Genomic DNA, 20,428 nt, shown 5'->3' with positions numbered 1-20,428 from the left:
GCTTGATATGAAAAACAACGCTATCCGGTTTGCCTGCAACGGCTGCGGGATCTGCTGCAAAGGTCGTCTCATTCCGCTGACCCTGGCCGAAACAAGGCAGTGGCTACAACGTGGGCATGAGGTGGCGGTGATACTGGAGGCGTTTGATGAGTCGACGTGGGCTTCGCAACCTCATCAATTCACTCACAGTGCCCAGCGAGCCGTGGAAGTGACCAGCGGCGATGCCAGGATCCGAGTCGTTGCGGTGTTGGCGGGCAACGCGCTGGCGCAATGCCGCAATCTCGGCGACGACGGTCGTTGCGGTATTTATGAGGAGCGGCCGCTGGTCTGTCGAATCTACCCGATGGAAATCAATCCTTTCATCGCGCTGAGTCCGGAAAACAAGATTTGCCCCCCTGAAGTCTGGGAGCAGGGCCAGATCCTGTTCACCGACCGGGTCGTTGATCCGATCCTTGCTGATCAGATCGAACGCTCGCGTCAGGCCGACAGGGACGATGCACAAACCAAAATCGCGCTGTGCGAGGCCATGGGGCTGAACGTTGCGGCGTGGAAGGGTAATGCGATGGCCGTGTATCTGCCTGACCGAGCGCAGTTGATCGAGGCTATCAACCGCTACGATGCAGGGGGCACCGCACCGACTCGTCCGGATTGGAAGGTGAGGGTCGATGCCCCGGCGTTACGCCACCAACTGCATCAAATAGGGATAGCGTTGGATGATCACCCCTCAACCGACTACATCTTCCACAGTCTCTAGGCTCAACGCTGAACCCATCACTTTGGGCATGCTGAGTCTCTGAAACATCTTGTTATATCTAGCTGTACGCGACTAGCGTCACTGACAGCTCGTTGAATCGTGCAAGAAATTGCGCCGATCAGGCAAGCGACTCGAACCGCCGGCCCACCATACTGCGGCCATGCTGACCTACGACAATGTGCGGTAACGGCGAACGTCATTCGCGGTTACCCCGAGGGCAGCGATGGGGCTGATGGTTTAAGGAGTCGAAGGTGCAACCCAATACTGAACACGACCAGCTCGCTGGCGATATCAACCGCCTGGCCGGTGCAGTCAGCCAGATTCTACCCAGCGAGGGCGATCAGGTTACCGACATTCCTGGCTTGAGCCTGCATCGACGCAAAACGGTCACTGCCCCCATGCACTGTATCTATGGTTTGGGCATTGGTGTCACCTTGCAAGGCCGCAAGCAAGCCATGATAGGGGGCGAAATCCTGACCTATGCGCCTGGCCAGTCCATGGTGACCAGCGTAGATCTACCGGTCATTTCACATATCTCCCAGGCCAGCGTCGCCAAGCCATTTCTAGGCATGATGCTGAGATTTGAAAGCGCCACGGTGATGCATATGGCCGAACGTATGCACTTGTCGCAGCGCATGAGAGACGATGCGTTTCGTCCGATTACCGTGCAACCCCTGGATGCCGGGGTGCTTGATGCCCTGATACGTTTGGTGAATCTGCTGAAAGAGCCCCAACTGTTGCAGGCTGTGGCTCCGCTGATCAAGGAGGAGATCATCGCTCGCCTGCTAAGCGGTTCCCACGGCCCGCAGTTGCTTCATGTGGTCACCGCCGGCTCACCCAGCCAACACATCGCCAAGACCGTCGCCTGGTTGAAACTCAATTTCCGCCAGGCGTTGCGCATGGACGATTTGGCGGCACAAGCGCACATGAGCCCTTCTACCTTTCGTCAACACTTTCGCGCCGTGACGGGAATGAGCCCGCTGCAATACCAGAAGCAGCTGCGGCTCCAGGCGGCCCGGCAGTTGATGCTGAGTCAGAACGTCGACGCCAGCAGTGCAGGGGGGCAGGTGGGGTACGAAAGCGCTTCGCAGTTCAGCCGCGAGTACAGCCGCCTGTTTGGCGAGCCACCACAACGGGATATCAAGCGGATTCGTTTGTAACAGGGAGGCACGTCTGGCGGAGCAACGACCAGACGTGCCTCAGGTTACTGTTACGTCATCTTGAACGGCAACTCACGCATTGGCTTGCCTGTCAGGCTGGCAATGGCATTGGCAAAAGCCGGAGCCAACGCCGGCAGGCCGGGCTCGCCCATCCCGGTGGGTGGTTCGGCGCTTGGCACGATGTGCACGGCAAACTCCGGCATGTCGGTAATGCGTGGAACGCTGAAGTCAGCAAAGTTGCTCTGCTGCACGACGCCGTCTTTCAAGGTGATGGCGCCGCCCGGCAGGCACATCGACAATCCCATCAGCGCGGCGCCTTGCACCTGAGCTTCAACACTGCGCGGGTTGACCACCAGGTTGCAGTGCACACCCGCAGTCACTTGGTGCAGCACCGGACGGCCACTCTGCACCGACGCCTCAACGACGTAAGCCACCACCGAACTGAACGACTCGTGCACCGCCACGCCCCAGGCATGGCCCGCCGGTAGCGGGCGTTTGCCATATTCGCTCTTGTCCACCGCCAATTGCAGCGCAGCGCGATGGCGCGGGCTTTGATCGGCGAACAGCTTCATCCGGTAGGCCACCGGATCCTGCTTGGTTGTACGGGCGATCTCATCGATCAAGGTTTCCATCACAAAAGCCGTATGGGTGGAGCCTACGCTGCGCCACCACAGGATGGGGACGTTGACTTTCGGGTGATGGACCGTCAGGCGCATCGGCAGCGGATAAGGATCACGCATACCTTCCGTGGCGGTGGGGTCGATGCCGTTCTTCACTTGGCCACCAAACACGGTGCCGGTAAGAATGGATTGCCCGACCAGGGCGTGATCCCAGGCCAGTACCTTGCCGGCGTCGTCAAAACCGATGCGCGCGCGATGCAGGTGCATGGGGCGATAGTAGCCGCCCTTGATGTCGTCTTCCCGGCTCCAGAGCGTGCGCACAGGCGCGTCAAGCCCCTCAGCGCGGGCGGCTTTGGCCACTTCGCAAGCCAGCACGACAAAGTCGCCGGTGGGCACGCCGCGCCGGCCGAAACCACCGCCGGCCGTCTGCACGTTCAGCTGGATTTGCTCGGGCTTGAGATTCAGTACCTTGGCGGCCGCCGCACTGTCGCCGCCGGGAAACTGCGTGCCGACCCACAGTTCGGCGCGTTCTTCGCCGAGCTGGACAGTACAGTTCAACGGCTCCATGGGGGCGTGGGCGAGGTAGGGGAATACGAACTCAGCTTCCAGTTGATGCGGCGCGGTTGCCAGCGGCGTCATGTCGGCATCGAAGCGCAGTGGGCCGGGCTGGCCGGCCAGCTCCCGGTACTGGAGCAATTGTTTTTCGCTGTCCACCTTTTCGACGGACGCCAGGTCCCACTCCAGCTTCAAGGCATCGCGCGCGAGCTTCGCCTGCCAGTAGCTATCGGCGACTACCGCGACACCTTCAGCACCGCCGTCCAACGGCACGCGCAATACCGCTTTCACGCCCCGGGTGGCGCGTGCCGCGCTGTCATCCAACGAAGCGATTCTGGCACCGAACACCGGCGGGTGGGCGACCACGGCAGTGAGTTGCCCTGGCAGATGCATATCGATGCCGAAGTCCTGCTGGCCGCTGCTCTTGGCCTTGGCATCGATGCGCGTGGTGGCATGGCCAATGATGCGAAAGTCCTTGGGGTCCTTGAGTGTCACCTTTTCCGGCACAGGCAGCGCCATAGCGGCCTCGGCCAATTCGCCGTAGCTTGCCTTACGGCCCGCCGGGCCGAGCACCATGCCGGCTTGGGTGCTCAGGCTGGCCACGTCCACGTTCCAGCGTGCTGCCGCCGCCGAGAGCAGCATGGCACGAGCACGGGCGCCAAGTTCGCGGTACTGGGTATAGCTGTTCTTGATCGAATTGGAGCCGCCAGTGAGGTGTATACCAAAGATCGGATCCTGATAAGCAGCATCACCGCTGCCGTTGCGGGCTCGCACCAGACTCCAGTCGGCATCGAGCTCTTCGGCAAGAATCATCGGCAGGCTGGTTTGCACGCCCTGGCCGAATTCCAACCGGTTGATCGTCACGGTGACTTCGCCGTTGGGCGCGATCTGTACGAATGCCGAAGGTTGCTGATTCGGCTTGAGTGGTACTGCGGCGTCGCCGTTGGCCTCTTGCGCCAAGGCAAGATGAGGAAAAGCGCCCAAGGCCAGACCGCCGATGCCGACAATCTTGAGGAAACTGCGGCGGGGAAGGGTGGTAGGGCCGTCAGCCTGATCGCGCTCAAGCATGTGCTGTAAAGTGCGGGGAATCTCGTCTGGAAAAATCTCGTTCAACATGGCGAACTCCGGTCAGGCAAGGGTTTTGGCGGCATCTGCCACGGCAGCGCGGATGCGCGCGTAAGTGCCACAGCGGCAAATGTTGCCGGCCATCGCCGAGTCGATTTCGGCCGCCGTAGGCTGCTTGCCCTTGGGCTGGGCTTTGAGAAACGCTGTCGCGCTCATGATCTGGCCGCTCTGACAGTAGCCGCACTGCGCCACGTCGTGTTTGACCCAAGCCTCATGCACGGCGGTGCCGACCGGGTCACTGCCATCTGTGGCCGCCTCGATGGTGGTGATCTTCTTGCCTTGGGCGGCGGCGATTGGCGTCACGCAGGAACGAATGGCCTGACCATCCAGGTGAACGGTGCAGGCGCCACACAGGGCTGCACCACAACCAAATTTGGTGCCGGTCATGCCCAGCGCATCGCGCAGGGTCCAGAGAATCGGGGTGCCTGGGTCTACGTCGACCGTATACTCACGGCCATTGATGTTGAGGGCGCTCATAGCGATTCCAGCTCCAGAAGGTTTGACTCTGGATAACTATAGGAAGCAATTCTGGGGGCTGGTTGCATAATCCGCGCGGATGATTGCCCAATCGTGCGAATCTGCCGACGTTGGGCAAGCGCTGATAAAGAGCCAGGAGCGTTTCACGCGAGTTCGACGCCCTGGCCCTGAATTGCGCTGGATGCTTACATCAAGGGAATGCTGTAACTCACGATCAGGCGATTCTGGTCCTGGTCGCGAGCCACTTCGCTTCGGGACATCGCGTTGCGCCAGCCAAAACCCAGGTTCTTCAGCGTACCGCTCTGGATCACATAGTCCAGGGAGATATCGCGCTCCCACTCACTGGCGTCCTGACCGCTGGCGGTCTGGATATTGTCGCCCTTGAGGTACATCACCGACGCCTTCAATCCCGGCACGCCAAGCGCGGCGAAGTCGTAGGCATACTGGGCGAACGCCGTGCGCTCACCCGCCTGGATGAACGTCTGAATAGTGCGGTCGGTGTAGAGATAAAGGCTGGCGCCGGCTTCGCCTTTACCCACCAAGCCACCCTGGTTGAGTTGGGCAAAGTTGCTGTCTTCGGAAACGCTTTGATAACCCGCGGTAATGGCATGGCCGCCCAGCGAGTAAATGAACGCCGCACTCCAGGTATCGTTGTCGATTTCCCCGCTGCCGTCCTTGGTGTAGCCGCCCAGTTTGTAACCACTGGCGCGACCGGCGGCGCTGCTGTTCTTGCCATCGGACGTGGTCTTGAAGTAGCGCAAGTCGGTTTTCAGCGAGCCGTATTCGCCCAGCGGCAATACATGCAACAAACCGGCGAAGTGCTGTTGGTAATAGTCTTCGAGATTGGCGTAGTAATACTGTGCGGTCAGGTCCTTGGTCAGTTTGTAGTCGCCACCGGCAAAGGTGAATTTGTTGCTTTCCTGGCTGCCGCCCGCAACGGCCAGCCCGGCGCGGTCACTCGATGCACGCCCGGTGGCGTGTTCCAGTTGGCCGGCGGTGAACGTCAGGTTGTCGATTTCATTGCTGGTGACTTGGCCACCTTCGAAAGTTTGCGGCAACAGACGGCCATCGTTGGACACCAGGATCGGCAGTTTCGGTTGCAAGGTGCCGTAACGCAGTTCGGTCTTGGAGACGCGCATCTTCGCCGTTGCGCCGAGACGAGCCCATTGGTCGGCAGCCTTGTCACCGTCGTTGGGAAACATCGAGCTGCCAACATGGCGACCCGCGCCGCTGTCGAGTTTCAAACCCAGCAGGCCGATGGCATCCAGACCAAACCCCACAGTGCCGTCGGTAAACCCGGACTGATAATTGAGCATGAAGGCCTGTCCCCATTCCTCAGTCTTCGAGGGCGCGGCGGTACCGTCACGGTTATCGTTGTTGAAGTAGAAATTGCGCAAGTTCAAGTTGGCTTTACTGTCGCTGACAAAATCAGCAGACGCCAACGGGCTCAAGACAATACACACGCCGCCGGTTAATAAACTCAGTACGTTGAATAGAGCTTTCATCAGGACGAACTCCAGCGCGGAACCTTTGTTCCGGGCACAGTGAAAAGGCAGCAGGAAGCCCTCGGCCGATCACATGATTGGCCGATGCGTTCAATAACTCGTTAGAAAATCTTCAATGAATAGAGTGGGGTAGGGATTAAATCTCCAAAGCAGGTCATCAGTGAAAGTCCCTGGGTTATCAGTCGATCAATCCATGAGCGTCATAAAACGGATACGGTCCGGGATACTCGCCAAACACGCCGTTATGGGTCACCAGTGCCTGCCCATGCCAGTGATGCAGCAGATACCCCGGCGGTTCCAGATTGAAATGCGCGGGAGCGGTTGGCTGTAGATCCAGGACGATCTGATGTGAGGTACCGGGGCACACGCAACTCAGGCTGCCGCCGAAACGCCGTTGCATCGACCGATGCAAATGCCCGCACAGCAAGCGCTCCACCTGCGGGTGTCGGGCAATGACCTGCTCCAGTGCCGCCGCGTTGATGAAGGGTTCACGGTCCATATGGCCAATCCCGCTTACAAACGGCGGGTGATGCAGCACCAATAGCGTCGGCGCATCGGGACGACAGGCCAGTTGTTCATCGAGCCAGCGCAACTGGCTGTCCAGGAGCTGACCGCCATGGGCACCGGGAATGGTGGTGTCCAGGCCAATAAGGCGTAGCGGATGCTCCTCCACCACCCAGTCCAGGGGGGCGTCAGCCCGTATCGGTAGGTAGCTGTGGTCGGCAAATGCCGCCCGCAAATGCTCGCGATTGTCATGGTTACCAGGCACCAGGTAGCAAGGCATGTGCAGGCGCGCCAGCTCAGGGTGCAGCGCGGCATATTCATCAGGGCGACCGAAGTCCACCAGGTCGCCACTGACCACCACGATGTCGGGACGCGGCACCTGGGTGTTCAAATGATCCACCGCACGACGCAATGCAGCGAGGGTATCGACAACGCCGTAAGTCAGTTTTTGTCCGGCTTTAAGGTGCAGATCGCTGATCTGCGCGATGAGAAACGGATGATTCAAAATAAGCCCTCTGCAAACACAAAGATCACGATGACAGGGTGAACAGCACTTGTGGCTCGACGGCCAGGGCAATCAGGGCACCGGGGGCATGGATAGCGCTATCGGTGCTGTCCACCAGCAAAGGCTGAGTCGCACCCACATCCACCAGCAGACGGCTTTGAGCCCCCTGGAAAAACTGGCCCACCAGACGCCCGTGCAGATGGCCCTCACTGTCCATCACCCGCAAATGCTCGGGGCGGCAATAGACAGTGGCGGGTAGGTCGGCGCCATTCCATGGCAACTCACCGCCACTGACCTTCAAGCCATGGGGCGTGTGCTCGATCACCGAAAAAGCATTGAGATTGCCGACAAAACGGGCGACGAACGCGTTGGCAGGTTGCTGATAGATGTCCCGCGGGCTAGCCAGTTGCGCGACGCGGCCATGCTCCATGACCAGGATGCGATCCCCCAGCGCCATGGCTTCACCCTGATCGTGGGTGACGAACACGGCGGTAATGCCCAAACCGCGTAGCAACTGGGCCAATTCGCTGCGCAGGCGTTCACGTAATTGCGCATCCAGTGCCGCCAACGGTTCGTCGAGCAGCAATACCCGGGGCCTGGGTGCCAGGGCGCGGGCGAGGGCGACTCGTTGGCGCTGACCGCCGGACAACTCGTGGATACTGCGCTTGCCGTGATCCTGCAAGCCGACAAGTTCCAGCAACTCCAAACAGCGCTTGTTACGCTCGGCGGGTGACACACCGCGAACTTTCAGGCCGTAAACAATGTTGCCGGCCACATCCAGATTGGGAAACAGCGCATAGTTCTGGAACACCATGCCCACGTCGCGACGTTCGATGGGGAGGCGGGTGACGTCGCTGTCGCCAAAAAATACCTGGCCCACGTCCGGACGCTCCAGACCCGCGATCAGGCGCAGGGTGGTGGTTTTACCGCAACCGGACGGGCCGAGGATCGCCAGGGTTTCTCCAGCCTCAATGGTCAGGTCCAGGTCATGTACGGCAACGGTGCCGTCAGAGAACGCCTTGCGACAACCCTTCAGGCGAATAGTGGTTCCGCTCATCGATTTGCTCCACGGGAAAGGCGCGCGCTGATGGCCTGCAATGCAACAAGCAGCGGCACAATCATCAACAGGAATATAAGGGTGTAGGCGCTGGCGACTTCCAGCCTGGCCGAGGCATAGCTGTCGGCCAGGCCCACCGGCAAGGTTTTGGTCATCGGGGTATGGAGCATCCAGGTCAGGTTGAACTCACCCAACGACAGGGTGACGACCATCAAGACCCCGGCGAGAATCCCCGCCCGACAGTTGGGCACCACCACGCTGAAGAAGCGCCGGACCGGCCCGGCACCCAGGCTCGCGGCGGCTTCTTCCAGGATCGGCAGGTGCTGGCGTTGCATCACCGCCATCACCGGGCGCACCAGAAATGGCAGAGTGAACAGCACGTGGCCGACGAGAATGAATAACCAACTGCTGCGAAACCCGCCGAACTGACCATAGGTGAGCAGCAATGCCAAGGCACTGGCCAGACCGGGCATCGCCACCGGCAACACCATCAGTTCCTCGAACGCGCGGCTAAAGCGGTTGTTCATCCGTACCAGGGCGTAAGCCGCCGGCACACCCACCACACAGACACACAGCGCACAGGCGGCGGCCAGTTGCAGGGACAGCCAGACCGTCGGCGAATACGCCTGCCAGACCTGCAGCAGCCAGTCGAACGTCAGGCCGCTGGACAGCCCTTGGAAGTAATTGCGCGTCAGCCCGGCGAGCAGTGACATCACCACAGGCACCAACATGAAAGCGCACACCAGCAAGGTAAACACCAGTTGCCCGACAAACAGCGTTGAGCGTTTCACAAGACTGTCCTCGAATCTTTGGCCAGCCGCCGGGCCAGCAACAGAACCGCCCAGGTCACCAGCCCCAACACCACCGACAGCGCAGCGGCCACGGCGAAATTGGCGTAATTGGTAAACACGTTGTAGATCGCCACCGGCGTCACGTTGAGCCGGGTACCCAGGGTGAAGGCGGTACCGAACGCGCCCATGGAGGTGGCAAAGCAAATCGCCCCGCAGGAGACCAATGCCGGCGCCAGGCCAGGAACAATGACATCACAGAGCACACGCCAATGACTGGCCCCCAGTGAACGAGCGGCCTCTTCCAGGCTGCGATCCAGGCTTTCACAGGCAGCCATCACCGTAAGAATCACCCGCGGAATCGAGAAGTACAGGTAGCCGATGCACAACCCCATCAACGAGTAGGCAAAAATCCAGCGCTCACCCACCAGGCCGAGACCCAGGGTGGCGAACAAGCCTTGGCGGCCGGCCAGCAGGATCACCAGAAAACCAACGACCACGCCGGGAAATGCCAGCGGGAAGGTCAACAAGGCGACAAGTACCGAACGGCCGAAGAAACGTTGGCGACTGAGAAAAAACCCACTGAAGCCGCCCACCAACAGCGCCGCGAGGGTCGTTGCCAGTGCCAGCAGGCAGGTCTGCGCCAGACTGCCCAGGTATTGCGCACTGCTCAGCACCTGCCAATAGCCGCTGTCGCTACCATCGCGACTTTGCCCACCGAGCAAGACCAGGTGCGCCAGCGGCAACAACCAGAAGGCGAACAGCACCGCCGCCGCGGGCGCAAGCGCCCAGGCAGCGGTCGGCCGCAAGCGCGGCACCATGGCCCAGCCCGACCGTACGTCTCGGGCTTTTACTGCCGAGACGGTCACTTACTTGACCTCGCTCAGATAACGTGCGGAAAAGGCTTCCTGCGCCGCGGCCATCTGCTCGTAGTTGACCACACCGGCCCGGGCGTAATCGCTGTCGGGCAGGAACTGCGCGGCGACATCGGCAGGCATTTTCATTGCCCGCACCGGTCGCAGGTACGCCTTGGCCCAGAGCGCCTGGCCTTGCTCGGACAAAACGAAATCCAGGACCTTCTCGGCGTTGGCCCGATGGGGGGCGTTGTCGACGATGCTCATCACGTAAGGCACGCTGATGCTGCCTTCCTTGGGAATCACAAAGGCAACGTTGGCCTTGTCTTTGTAACGAGCCCGATAGGCGTTGAAGTCGTAGTCCACCAGAATCGGCAACTCCCCGGACAGCACCCGCGCATAAGCCGTCTGCTTGGGCACGATCGGTGAGTTTTTCGCCAGCTTTTTGAAGTAGTCGATGGCTGGGGCGAAGTTATCCAGATTGCCGCCCATGGCCTGGTTGATCGCTACCGCCGAGACGTACCCAACGAAAGCACTGGACGGGTCAAGGTAGCCGACCATGCCTTTGTACTCAGGCTTGAGCAGGTCGGCCCAGCTTTGCGGCACGGGCAGACCGCCCAGCGCATCGACGTTGACCATGATGCCCAGGGTGCCGGAGTGAATGGCAAACCAGTGTCCCTCGGGGTCCTTCAAACCCGCCGGGATCTGCTCCCAACCCTTGGGTTTATACGTGCCGACCACCTCGGCTTTTTGCGCCTGCAAACCGAACGTCACGCCGTAATACACCACGTCCGCCACCGGCGCGGCCTTCTCGGCGACCAGTTGCGCCAATGCCTGTCCAGAGTTCTTGTTGTCCAGCGGAACCTGCACGCCAGTGGTATCGGCAATCGCCTTGAGCTGCGTGCCCCAGTCGGCCCATTCTGGTGGACAGTTGTAGCAAATCGCCGTTTCGCCGGCATGAGCCAAGGTGGCCGCGCCGCATAACAGCAGTGTCGCCAGGGTTTTACGCAAGTGGAACATCAAGCGTCTCCTCGTAGGGTTGAGTACTTTCGCCCGGCCGGATATGACAAGGCAGGCAATGGGAAACCGGGGTGGCGCCAGCGATCTGCGCCAACAATTGATCAATCACGGTGCAGGCCAGTGCCTCGATGGGCTGAACAACACTGCACAGTGTCGGATGCATCTGGGTGCCGAGGGCGATGCCGTCAAAACCGATGACCGAGAGTTGCCGAGGCACTTGCCAGCCGTTGCGGCGCAGTTCGGCGATCAAGCTGATGGCCAGCAAATCGTTGGAACAGACCAGCGCACTGAGCGCCTGGGGGCCATGCAATAACGGCTCGATGGCGGCGAAGTCAGCCTGGGTATGGGCGGGCATTTCAATCACCGGCAGGCTGGCGAGACCGGCTCCATGCATTGCCTCGCAATAACCGGCATAACGCAGGCGAGCACGGTCCGATTGCAGGGCAGGGCCGGCGACCATGCCAATCCGAGTGTGCCCGGCGTCCAGCAGATAACGGGTGGCGAGCGCCATGCCGGCGCGGTTGTCCACCGACACCGCGCTGTAATCCGGATTACCCGGCTGGTGATAAGCCAGCACAAAAGGCGTGTCCTCGCTGTCCAGGCTTTGCAGCACCCGGTTGCTCTCGGCGTCGGTTACCGTGAGGACCAGCCCATCGACACGCTGTCGCAGCAACTCCTCGACGACCGCGCTTTCGCGCTCGCTGCTGTAATCGGTGGTTGCCAACAACAGGTTGTAACCATGCACGCGTGCAGCACGCTCCATCGCCTGAAACTGTTCGGCGAACACCGGATTGAGCAGGTTGGGCACCACGACACCGATCAGCTTGGTCACTTGCAGGCGCAGTTGGCGACCAAGACGGTTGGGCCGAAACCCCAGTTGGCGCGCTGCGGCGAAGACCTGTTCACGGGTAGCCGGACGGACCACTTCAGGGGAGGCAAAGGCTCGCGCCGCGGTTGCCCGCGAAACCCCTGCCAGCCGTGCAACTTCTTTCAAATCAGTCATTGTCACTCGCTTGAGATCGATCTCATTGGCGAGGACAGTACTCAGGATGTATGGCGTTTCGACGACGCAGTGATGACGATTTGATGTCAGTTGCTGCTATCTATCGTTGAGGGTCTGCTGCAAACCCATACTGCCGGGCGGACCACACCACCGCCAACGTCAGCAGCAAGAGCGCGACCAGCACAGGCGCAAACGCAACGACACCCAGATGATCGAGCAGGATGCCCCCCACGATCCCGCCGCCGGCAATGGCGACGTTCCAGGCCGTGACCAGCATCGACTGGGCGAGATCCGCCGCGTCTCCGGCCGTCTTGGCAATTGCCGTTTGGAACAACGTCCCGGCCCCGCCAAAAGCGACTCCCCAGGCCGCCACGGCGGTGTAGATCGCAGCAAGGCTGTCGCTCATGGCGCCCAGTGTCAGGGCCGAGATGGCGAAAAGTGCCGTGCTGGCAAGGGTCAATGCCCGTAGATGGCGATCGATCAGCACGCCGACGACCCAGATGCCCAGCAACGAGGCGCCCCCGAAGACCAGCAGCACCAGGTCGATCCGCTCGCCCAGGCCTGCCGCCATCAGGAACGGGGCGATATAGGTAAAGAGAATGTTGTGCGCCAGAACAAAGGCCAGCACCACACACAGCACCGAGCGAACGCCTGGCAGGATGAAGACCTGGCGCAAGGCAAGGCGTTTGTCGGTGGTTTGCCCGGGAAAGTCAGGCACTTTGAGTCGCACCCAGACCATCAAGGCGACGGCGAACAAACTCATGATGGCGAAGCTCATCCGCCAGCCGATCAAATTACCGAGCAAAGTGCCGGCCGGTACGCCCAAGGATAACGCCAAGGGTGCGCCGACCATGGCAATTGCAATCGCCCGACCTTTCTGGCTCTCGGGCACCATGCGGGCGGCATAACCGGCCAACAAGGCCCAGAGCAGCCCGGCCGATACGCCACCCAGCAAGCGGGCAACGATCGTCAAGCCGTAATGGGACGAAAACGTTGTGACCGTATTGGCCACGGCAAAACCGGCAATCGCCAGCAGCAAGAGCGACCGGCGCCGCATGCCTTGGGTCGCGGCCGTCAAGGGAATGGCCGCCAGCAAGGAACCTATCGCATAGACCGTGACCAACTGGCCGGCGAGGGCTTCGGAGATCGCCAGCCCTTCGCTGATCTGGGAGAGAAGGCCGGCGGGCAAGGCTTCGGTGAGAATGGTCACGAACGCCGCCAACGCGAGGGCGAACAGTGAACCGATGGGGAGCGGCGCAGCGTCTTGAACGACCTCGGCATCGGCGTCGATATGGGTATTGGCAATCGTCATGTGTCACCTGCTTGGCGCGCTTCTGACCCACCGGATGGCGGCGTCAATCGCAGATTGATAAGTGTCGACTACGGTAAGTGCCGCTCTTGGGCGAGACAAGAATGCTAGAGTGCGCAACACATCGGAAAAAATGTCCGCAATGGGAGCCTGGCGTGGAATCACTGAGCGGGATTGATTTTTTTGTTCGCGCGGCCGAAACCCGCAGCTTTTCAGAGGCGGGCAGGGCGCTTGGCATTTCGTCTTCGGCGGTGGGTAAAAGCGTGGCCCGGCTCGAGGAAAGGCTGGGGGTGCGGCTGTTTCATCGCAGCACGCGCAGTATCACGCTGACGGCAGAAGGGACGCTTTTCCTCGAGCGTTGCCGACGCATTCTCTGCGAAGTCGAAGCGGCCGAACTGGAACTGTCGGAAACCCGCAAAGCGCCGCGGGGCAAATTGCGCGTGAGCTTGCCTCTGGTTGCAGATTTGGTCATGCCGACGCTGATGGCCTTCATGCGCCGCTACCCCAGTATCGAATTGGACCTGGATTTCTCCGATAGGCTGGTGGACATCATTGAGGAAGGTTTTGATGCCGTCATTCGGACCGGAGAGCCAAACGACTCCCGGCTGATGTCCCGCCCGTTAGGCGCGTTCAAGCTCGTCGTGGTCGGTTCGCCCCGGTACTTCGCCGAACACGGCACACCGCAGGTGCCGGCGGATCTGCTGCGCCATGCCTGCCTGCTATACAAATTCCCCAGCACTGGCAGGCTGCAGGTCTGGCCGGTGAACGGGCAAGGGCAGTCCGATCTCAACCTGCCGGCCACCCTGGTCTGCAACACCACCGAGGCGTTGCTGTACGTCGTGCGCGATGCATTGGGGATTGCCTGCGTACCGGATTTCACCGTGCGCGATGCCATCGTCGCCGGTGAGCTGGTTACCGTCCTTGACGAGTTCAATCGGCATCAGAGCACCTTCCGCATGCTCTGGCCCTCAAGCAAGCACCTGGCGCCGAAACTGCGGGTGTTCATTGATTTCATGAGCAGCGAATTGTTCAAGTGACTCACGGGGATATGTCCCAACCCTGTGGGGGCCTGTTCAGATCAAGGGGCCTTGTTCTCGACCAAACAGTTTCCACCATCCACCACGATGACTTCGCCAGTGAGGTAGCTCGCCTCTGAAGACGCCAGGAAAGCAACCACTGCAGCCACCTCTTCGGGACGTCCGGGCCGGCCCATCGGCGTGTAACCTGCCGCCTTGGCTTCCTCGGCTGTGGTCGACCCTGTGGTGATCCAGCCGGGAGCGACGCTGTTTACAGTGATCCCTTGCTGGGCGACTTCAAGCGCCAGGCTCATGCTCATTCCTACCATCGCGGCCTTTGCGGCGCTGTAAGCCGCTTCACCGGGGTTACTGCAGCGGGTGCCGGTAGTGGAACTGATGTTGACGATGCGCCCGTAACGGCGCGCCCGCATGCCGGGCAGAACGGCCTGTGTAAGCAGAAAAGCCGTGGTCAGATTTCGCGCCAGGGTAAGGTTCCAGGTGTGCAGATCCATGGTTTCCAAGTCGGAAAAAAACTCCGGGCTTCCTTGCATGGCCATGCCCGCGTTGTTGACCAGAATATCGATCTGCCCCCAGAGGGACTCTGCCCATGGGATAAACTCACGCACCTGATGCTCATCGGTAAGATCGATGGCCCGCCCTTGGACTTCGAATCCTTCGGCACGCAGTTCTGCGACCCGATCATTGATTCGCGCACTGCTGGCGGTGACGATCAGTCTGGCACCTGCAGTCCCCAGTCTGCGCGCGATGGCCATGCCAATCCCAATCTCACTTCCAACCCCGCTGACAAGGGCCACAGGGTTCTGTCCGGTTGCGTTTGGCATGGTGTCTCCAGAGGGGTGTAAGTAATGATCAGGGGTCGCAGCCTGAGTTGCTTTCGAGCTATATAACCACCCTGATCAACGCCCGAACACCCCCGTCCTCCCCAACAACTGCTGTTGCCGCCAGGCCGGTGCGCTGGTGGGAAAAAGCACTTCGTTTGGTCGAAAACGGGCGATACCGCAGGCGGCAGCGATGCGCTGGCGTTGCTGGCCGTGGGCAAGGGCCTGCCGAAAACTGGCTTCGCTCTGCATTTGTCCCAGCACATAACCGACGCCTGCCTGGAAATCACCGCCATGGGCCTGCCACCAAGCGGTGATGAGCTGCGGGTCGGGCCAGGGTAGATTTTCGTCGGGGTCCATTGCCACGTTGGTGTCTTGCGGGTCATCGTTCGGGCCGGCGTCGAAATCGGGCAGGTCCCGCAACTCCAGATCAAGCAACGCCAGGTCAGCGCCGGTGATCAGGCTGAAAGCTTCACCGGCGACCCGGGCATAGGGCAGGTCGCTCATTTGCTGGATCAACCACGGTACACAGACCGGATCGCCCAGCAGCCCAAGGGCCTGGATGCCGATGCGCCGGACCCTGGGATCCTGTACCAACTGGCGTATCCAGGCGATGCTGGGCTCGCGTTCCTGCCAGGCCAGCAATACGCAGAGCGCGCGATACTGGAACTGGTCCGGTTGCCCGGCAAATTGTCGCAATGGCTCCAGGGCTTGCGCGTCGCCCATCTGTGCGGTGGCCCAGTTGGTCCAGAAGCGCGTGGCGGCATCTTCATGCTGGCGGTGGGTACGAATCGCCGGGAGCAGGTCACGCCGGCGCAGCTCGCCCGCCGTGCGGGCGGCACGTGCCAGCACGCTGGGGTCGGCGTGGGACAGTTCGGCCAGCAGGGTAGGGCCGGGATCATGGCGATGCATCCCGCAGGCCGCCAGGCCGAGGCGGTGAAACAACGGCTCAGGGGAGGCGAACATGCGCTCGATCCAGGGCGATATACGCTCCCAGTCGAGCCACCCCAGGGCCATCAGATAACCGCGCTCCGTTTCTGACGCGCTTCGCAAATGATCGCTGAGTCGCGACAACATCTTCGCATCGGCCGCCTCGAAGGCCAGCAACACACTGGCGAACGTCTCGCCGACGGCGTGCGGACCGAGCTGGGCCAGCAGGATTTCCAGGCCCGTTGAGCCGGCGATGCGCAGGCCATCGAGATGGGCATCGATGCGCTCGTCCAGTTTGCTGAGATCATCAAGGTCGTAGTGGGGGGCGCGCACGGCGTGATCGTGCAGGAGGATGAGGAAGCAAGCTTCTTCGGCATGTTGCTCGATCATTGAGGAGATGGGGAGCATGACGTCTCTGTCTTGTTACGGCACCAGGTTTCCGAAGAAGTAACGTTTACCGACTTCGAACTGCAGGGGAGAGGCCATGTATCGGTCCAGGACAGCGGCCGCATTCAGCGGTTGAAAGTCGCCATTTTTCCCATAGAAACTGGAGCAGTCGACGCCGGAATACACCTCGAATTTACGCCTCCAGATGAGAAAGTTGCTCCAGTCGATCCATTCATCAGTGCCTGAAGGAACCAGGGACTTTCTCATGATCCAGACTTGTTTGTTCATGTCGACGGGCATGCCACCGGAGATCGAGCAGCGATCGCTGCCATAAGCGTTCTGCAGTTCGCTCAGTCGTGAATCGACAGCCGCTTTGTATTCGATTTCGTTCAAGCCACTGTCAAAGAACTCGGGTTCGTTTTCGATGGGGTCAAGAAGATTGCTTAAATTGGCTTCCACGGCGGCTCGGTCGGCCCGACGGGCAAACGTGCGCCATGCCTCAACCATGAAAGGTATCAGCCACAGCACACCAGACCACTGCGCTGCCAGGCACGCCTCGATACGCAGGTAGGTGGGGCCTTCGAGTATGAGCTCGGCAAGGAAATCCAGGTCGGTGTCGAGTCCTGCATCAGCGGTCAGACCGAGGCAAGCCGATACCAGCGTTGGATCGCAATCAGGGTCCACTATCCATTTGCGCAGTTGGGATACATGGCTGTAATCGCCATGCTTGGCTTGCTCCAGAATCGCAGCAAGTGCCATCCACGGGTCGTCTTTCTTCCAGCCGTCAGGCGACATTACTTCTGCCGGAGCGCAGCCGCAGTAGTGATAGCCACGCCCCTTCCAATAGAAGCTGTCTTGAAGAAAACCGGGTCTTTGAGTGTGCTTGTAATTAGAGGTTTTCATCATTCAGGCCTTGGAAAACTATTGATGCGTGTCTCTTGAAGTGAACTGAGCTCTCCTTCGAGCTTCTCACACTTCTTGCCAGTCGGGGCGAGATTCCCTTGCCCGGCCGGACAACCTCCGGCCGCCTTGGGGACTCTATGCGCCACCGGTTCTCCCTGACCCACTTCGGTTTTCCAACGCATATAGCCTGGCCTGTTAATCGCCCAATCATTTTCAATGTTGGCTTTCTCTCGTTTGCTCGTTACGTAGTACTTATTGCATCCGCTCGGTTGCTTTCCGGCAGGTGGCAACAAGTGCCTGCACTTGGGGTTTGCCCGGACTTTGGCGAGGACGGCGGCGTTCTGAGGATTTTGTGCGGTGCCGTAGAATTCGTCTTCCGTCATGTACTCCCCGTTCGCTTGAGCCTTGGAGTGCGCCGCGCCGCCACAACATTCACATTTGTGTTTGCCTGGCACCTTGGCGTCTTGTTGCACCGGACTGTATTTGGCGGTGTTGACCATGGGGACGGCCGCATTCGCTGCGGGACTGGCATGATTCGATGTGGTGAGGTCGGTATGTCGGTCTACGTTCTGGCCTTCGAAAAGAACATCCATTGACCATGAAACAAAATAGGTCTTACCGGTGATGACGTGAGTGATGACACCGGCACCCTGGCTTCTTGTGGCGGCTTCATCGCCCAGTGGGGAGGTTTTATAGAAGGAGCGATTTTTTAACATGATCTCCTTGTTTTCGATCTTGACGGTCTTGCTGCCTTTCTTCATGTCCTTGGAAAACGAGGTGTCCGGATAGGGCACCGGGATGGGTCCTGCGGGAGGCGGTGGTGGCGTCAGGCAGACATCCGGGAATGCCGCGATGACCTTGCCGCCACCCGCTTTGCATGCAATCTCATCGCCATTTGCATAAACGTCGCAGCTCATAGGGGCCCCTGGGGTCGACTGAGGTCGCGCACGACGGCGGCGGCGCGTGCACCGGCCAGGGCACTGCTCAGACAGATCGCGGTGGTTCCCGGTGCATAGCCTTTGCGAAACGCCTGGTCGGCGAGTATCAACTGGACGATTCCAGCAATGGCCCCGGTGTCACCCATGGCCTCTGCCCAATGCCACAGTGGCTGATCCTCTTTTCGGACGGTCCGAAAAAGCCGGGCTTCCATCAGCGGAAGTTCCTTGAAGCCGTATTGCTCGCCCGTGACATCGGACAGGCGCAGATCAATTTCATGCAAACCCAGTCTGGCCTGTGCGAGCGCCGTGCGGGCGGCGTCGGTCAGCCCGCCTGCTCGCAGGGGTTTGTTCGACAAAAGCGGTGCCTCTTCTTGCCCGAATCCCAGGCCTGAGATTTCCAAGCAGGTGCCAGGTTGCCGATAGGCCTGAATCAAGATGGCCGCGGCCCCTTCGCCAGGAAACAAGCCGTCATTGTGAGTGGCCGTTTTCAGCCGGCGATGCTGGTCCAGCCATTGCAGCGTCAAGGCGCTGAGCAGCGAGTCGACACCCGCCACCACGCAGGCAGGCGCACGGGTTTCTTGCATCAATCGACTGGCTTCATGAAGGGCATGCATGCCGGCAACCTGGCCGGAGGGGATGACCCTGGAGTGGGTTGGGTGGAACTGTATGCCCAACTTGGAAGATGCGTCGTGTATGACGGTCTGGGCTATTCCCCTGATATCGATTCCGGGGCGCTCCGGTTCAGCCAGGCACAGGAGAAAGGGCACTTCTGTCCAATCCAGCTTCGGCGCACCCTGTATCAACTCCACCAGTGCATGCAGCATGAGCCCGGACATACGCGATGCTGCCGGCAGCGCCAGGTCGAGACTGGACACCGTCGCGCCGATGATGGGTTCGCAAGCGTTGTCAAAAAACGGCAGCTCCTGGAGCGCTGACAGTCCGGCGCGCTTGGCAGCACAGGCACTGGCGACGCATAGGCCCACAGGGCAAGCCATGCCCATGCTGGTGATGAAAAGGGCCGGCGTCATAACGCCTCTTCTGCGGGAGGATAAGCTTCCTTAGTCCACGCGATGAGTTGAGCCAATGACTTGAAGTGTTGCTTTCCTCGCATGCGTTCTTCGTTGGCCTTGGCCTGTTCGAACTGATCGGCGCTTTGCCCGACGACGACCTTGGCCACTTCCTTGATGTTGCGCCCGAGCGGCGCAGAAGCTCGCCATGTCAGGAGCAGCCGATTCGCGTCCGGCTCCAGAATCACGGTGTCGACAACGGCTGCCGTTTCCCGCGTGCTGTCATCGTGAAAAACCAGGAGCACCGGCAGTTTCAAGTTTGTCGGAAGCCTGAATGCCGTCCGGCCTTTATCGTTGAGATTGAGCAGCGCAACTTCTTCGCCACCTTGCGGGTAGTCAATTTGCTGATCCTCTGGTGCGCACTGGAAATAACGCAGGTCAAAATCTTCCGGCAGAAATGGAAACTGATGATCAAGCCACGCCTGATCATAAGTGCCGGCCCATCGGATCCGCTGTTGCCAGGCTCGACCGATCGGGCCGAATGCCATCGGTTTGTAATTCCCATCGGGCGTGGTGACGGGCCTGTCCAGTTCTTCGGTATTGGGCAGCGGCAGACCATTTATCCGGGCAGTGTTTGCACTTGGGTAAAATCCGACCCCTACAGGGTTCCAGGGGTACCACTGATGTTGAGTGGCGTCGGCATGCGTGCGGTCCACCCCGCCAAAAGCCTGGGCATAGGAAACAGGCATTCTTGTGAAGGGAACAGGCCTGGTTGTCGAGTGTGAGAGGGCGCCCTCCACATAGACTCGTGCCCCCACGACTTTGAATGCTTTTACCAGCGTCCCGACTTTCAGGGCTACGTTCAGCTCTGTTACCGGCTCTCCATTGGGTGCGTAGCAGTGTCCATTGAGCAGGACATCGCAGCGTGGCTTGTGCAGTGCAAAATCGTTTTCGTATAACGCAGCTGATTCGCCCGGTTCCCCTGGGAACACATCAGCCATGATCAGCGGAGCCTGTTGTTCCAGCAGGCGAGGTTCATGTCCAGGATGATCAGCAATGCCGTAGGTTCCTTTCGCCACCACGACCAGCCATTCACGGCCGGTTTTATCGGTTGAGGTGGTAAAGCCGCCGACGAGGCGGGTCTTGTTTATCAATTCCATGGCGTCACTGCC

General features: G+C 60.2%; 19 protein-coding genes. 3 read left to right on the top strand and 16 right to left on the bottom strand.

Going from position 1 to position 20,428, the window contains the following annotated elements; all coding sequences use genetic code 11:
- Positions 1–7 precede the first annotated feature (7 nt).
- Both AC3I65_RS12495 and AC3I65_RS12490 read left to right on the top strand, forming a co-directional pair.
- Positions 8–754 (top strand): YkgJ family cysteine cluster protein, encoded by a 747-nt coding sequence (locus AC3I65_RS12495; protein WP_160892728.1) that lies wholly within the window; start codon positions 8–10, stop codon positions 752–754.
- Between the two features lie 251 nt (positions 755–1,005).
- On the top strand, positions 1,006–1,914 hold the full coding sequence (locus tag AC3I65_RS12490) for an AraC family transcriptional regulator (protein WP_488523816.1): 909 nt from the start codon (positions 1,006–1,008) through the stop codon (positions 1,912–1,914).
- A gap of 50 nt (positions 1,915–1,964) precedes the next feature.
- Here the strand turns inward: AC3I65_RS12490 and AC3I65_RS12485 are convergent, their stop codons facing one another.
- From AC3I65_RS12485 to AC3I65_RS12440, 10 genes are all read right to left on the bottom strand, one after another.
- The gene (locus AC3I65_RS12485) at positions 1,965–4,205 is read right to left on the bottom strand and encodes a molybdopterin cofactor-binding domain-containing protein (RefSeq protein WP_419417017.1); all 2,241 of its coding nucleotides are present in this window, start codon (positions 4,203–4,205) and stop codon (positions 1,965–1,967) included.
- Positions 4,206–4,217: 12 nt separating this feature from the next.
- On the bottom strand, positions 4,218–4,691 hold the full coding sequence (locus tag AC3I65_RS12480) for a (2Fe-2S)-binding protein (RefSeq protein WP_047226466.1): 474 nt from the start codon (positions 4,689–4,691) through the stop codon (positions 4,218–4,220).
- 185 nt (positions 4,692–4,876) lie between these two features.
- Complete coding sequence (locus tag AC3I65_RS12475; RefSeq protein ID WP_076384677.1) at positions 4,877–6,196, bottom strand: OprD family porin; 1,320 nt, start codon at positions 6,194–6,196, stop codon at positions 4,877–4,879.
- 178 nt (positions 6,197–6,374) lie between these two features.
- Complete coding sequence (locus AC3I65_RS12470; RefSeq protein ID WP_047226468.1) at positions 6,375–7,205, bottom strand: phosphodiesterase; 831 nt, start codon at positions 7,203–7,205, stop codon at positions 6,375–6,377.
- Between the two features lie 25 nt (positions 7,206–7,230).
- A complete protein-coding gene (locus AC3I65_RS12465; RefSeq protein WP_274090447.1) occupies positions 7,231–8,262 on the bottom strand; it encodes an ABC transporter ATP-binding protein in 1,032 nt (343 codons plus the stop codon).
- On the bottom strand, positions 8,259–9,053 hold the full coding sequence (locus tag AC3I65_RS12460; protein WP_047226470.1) for an ABC transporter permease: 795 nt from the start codon (positions 9,051–9,053) through the stop codon (positions 8,259–8,261). The genes AC3I65_RS12465 and AC3I65_RS12460 overlap by 4 nt, the downstream gene beginning before the upstream one ends.
- Positions 9,050–9,871, bottom strand: coding sequence for an ABC transporter permease (locus AC3I65_RS12455; protein ID WP_047226471.1), 822 nt, complete (start codon positions 9,869–9,871; stop codon positions 9,050–9,052). Before AC3I65_RS12455 ends, AC3I65_RS12460 begins: the two co-directional genes overlap by 4 nt.
- Positions 9,872–9,919: 48 nt before the next feature.
- On the bottom strand, positions 9,920–10,924 hold the full coding sequence (locus AC3I65_RS12450) for an ABC transporter substrate-binding protein (RefSeq protein ID WP_047226472.1): 1,005 nt from the start codon (positions 10,922–10,924) through the stop codon (positions 9,920–9,922).
- A complete protein-coding gene (locus AC3I65_RS12445; RefSeq protein ID WP_047226473.1) occupies positions 10,908–11,927 on the bottom strand; it encodes a LacI family DNA-binding transcriptional regulator in 1,020 nt (339 codons plus the stop codon). Before AC3I65_RS12445 ends, AC3I65_RS12450 begins: the two co-directional genes overlap by 17 nt.
- 100 nt (positions 11,928–12,027) lie before the next feature.
- Entirely contained in the window at positions 12,028–13,239 is a 1,212-nt protein-coding gene (locus AC3I65_RS12440) for an MFS transporter (RefSeq protein WP_160892716.1), read from the bottom strand.
- Positions 13,240–13,391: 152 nt separating this feature from the next.
- On the opposite strand from AC3I65_RS12440, the gene AC3I65_RS12435 reads away from it, so the two are divergent.
- Positions 13,392–14,273 carry a LysR family transcriptional regulator gene (locus AC3I65_RS12435; protein ID WP_173406961.1) on the top strand — a complete coding sequence of 294 codons (882 nt, stop codon included), beginning with the start codon at positions 13,392–13,394 and terminating at the stop codon, positions 14,271–14,273.
- A gap of 41 nt (positions 14,274–14,314) precedes the next feature.
- On the opposite strand, the gene AC3I65_RS12430 is transcribed toward AC3I65_RS12435, so the two are convergent.
- From AC3I65_RS12430 to AC3I65_RS12405, 6 genes are all read right to left on the bottom strand, one after another.
- Positions 14,315–15,094, bottom strand: coding sequence for an SDR family NAD(P)-dependent oxidoreductase (locus tag AC3I65_RS12430; RefSeq protein WP_322834008.1), 780 nt, complete (start codon positions 15,092–15,094; stop codon positions 14,315–14,317).
- 75 nt (positions 15,095–15,169) lie between these two features.
- Positions 15,170–16,429 carry a TIGR02270 family protein gene (locus AC3I65_RS12425; RefSeq protein ID WP_488523815.1) on the bottom strand — a complete coding sequence of 420 codons (1,260 nt, stop codon included), beginning with the start codon at positions 16,427–16,429 and terminating at the stop codon, positions 15,170–15,172.
- Positions 16,430–16,444: 15 nt separating this feature from the next.
- Positions 16,445–17,311 carry a hypothetical protein gene (locus AC3I65_RS12420; protein ID WP_419417014.1) on the bottom strand — a complete coding sequence of 289 codons (867 nt, stop codon included), beginning with the start codon at positions 17,309–17,311 and terminating at the stop codon, positions 16,445–16,447.
- The gene (locus AC3I65_RS12415) at positions 17,311–18,228 is read right to left on the bottom strand and encodes a DUF4150 domain-containing protein (protein WP_047226479.1); all 918 of its coding nucleotides are present in this window, start codon (positions 18,226–18,228) and stop codon (positions 17,311–17,313) included. The genes AC3I65_RS12420 and AC3I65_RS12415 overlap by 1 nt, the downstream gene beginning before the upstream one ends.
- Positions 18,225–19,277, bottom strand: coding sequence for a beta-ketoacyl synthase N-terminal-like domain-containing protein (locus AC3I65_RS12410; protein ID WP_047226480.1), 1,053 nt, complete (start codon positions 19,275–19,277; stop codon positions 18,225–18,227). Before AC3I65_RS12410 ends, AC3I65_RS12415 begins: the two co-directional genes overlap by 4 nt.
- On the bottom strand, positions 19,274–20,416 hold the full coding sequence (locus tag AC3I65_RS12405; protein ID WP_487776924.1) for a DUF2169 family type VI secretion system accessory protein: 1,143 nt from the start codon (positions 20,414–20,416) through the stop codon (positions 19,274–19,276). The genes AC3I65_RS12410 and AC3I65_RS12405 overlap by 4 nt, the downstream gene beginning before the upstream one ends.
- Between the last annotated feature and the right edge of the window lie 12 nt (positions 20,417–20,428).

This window comes from Pseudomonas sp. N-1-13, assembly GCF_057787095.1.
This window is presented reverse-complemented; position numbering and strand designations above follow the sequence as displayed.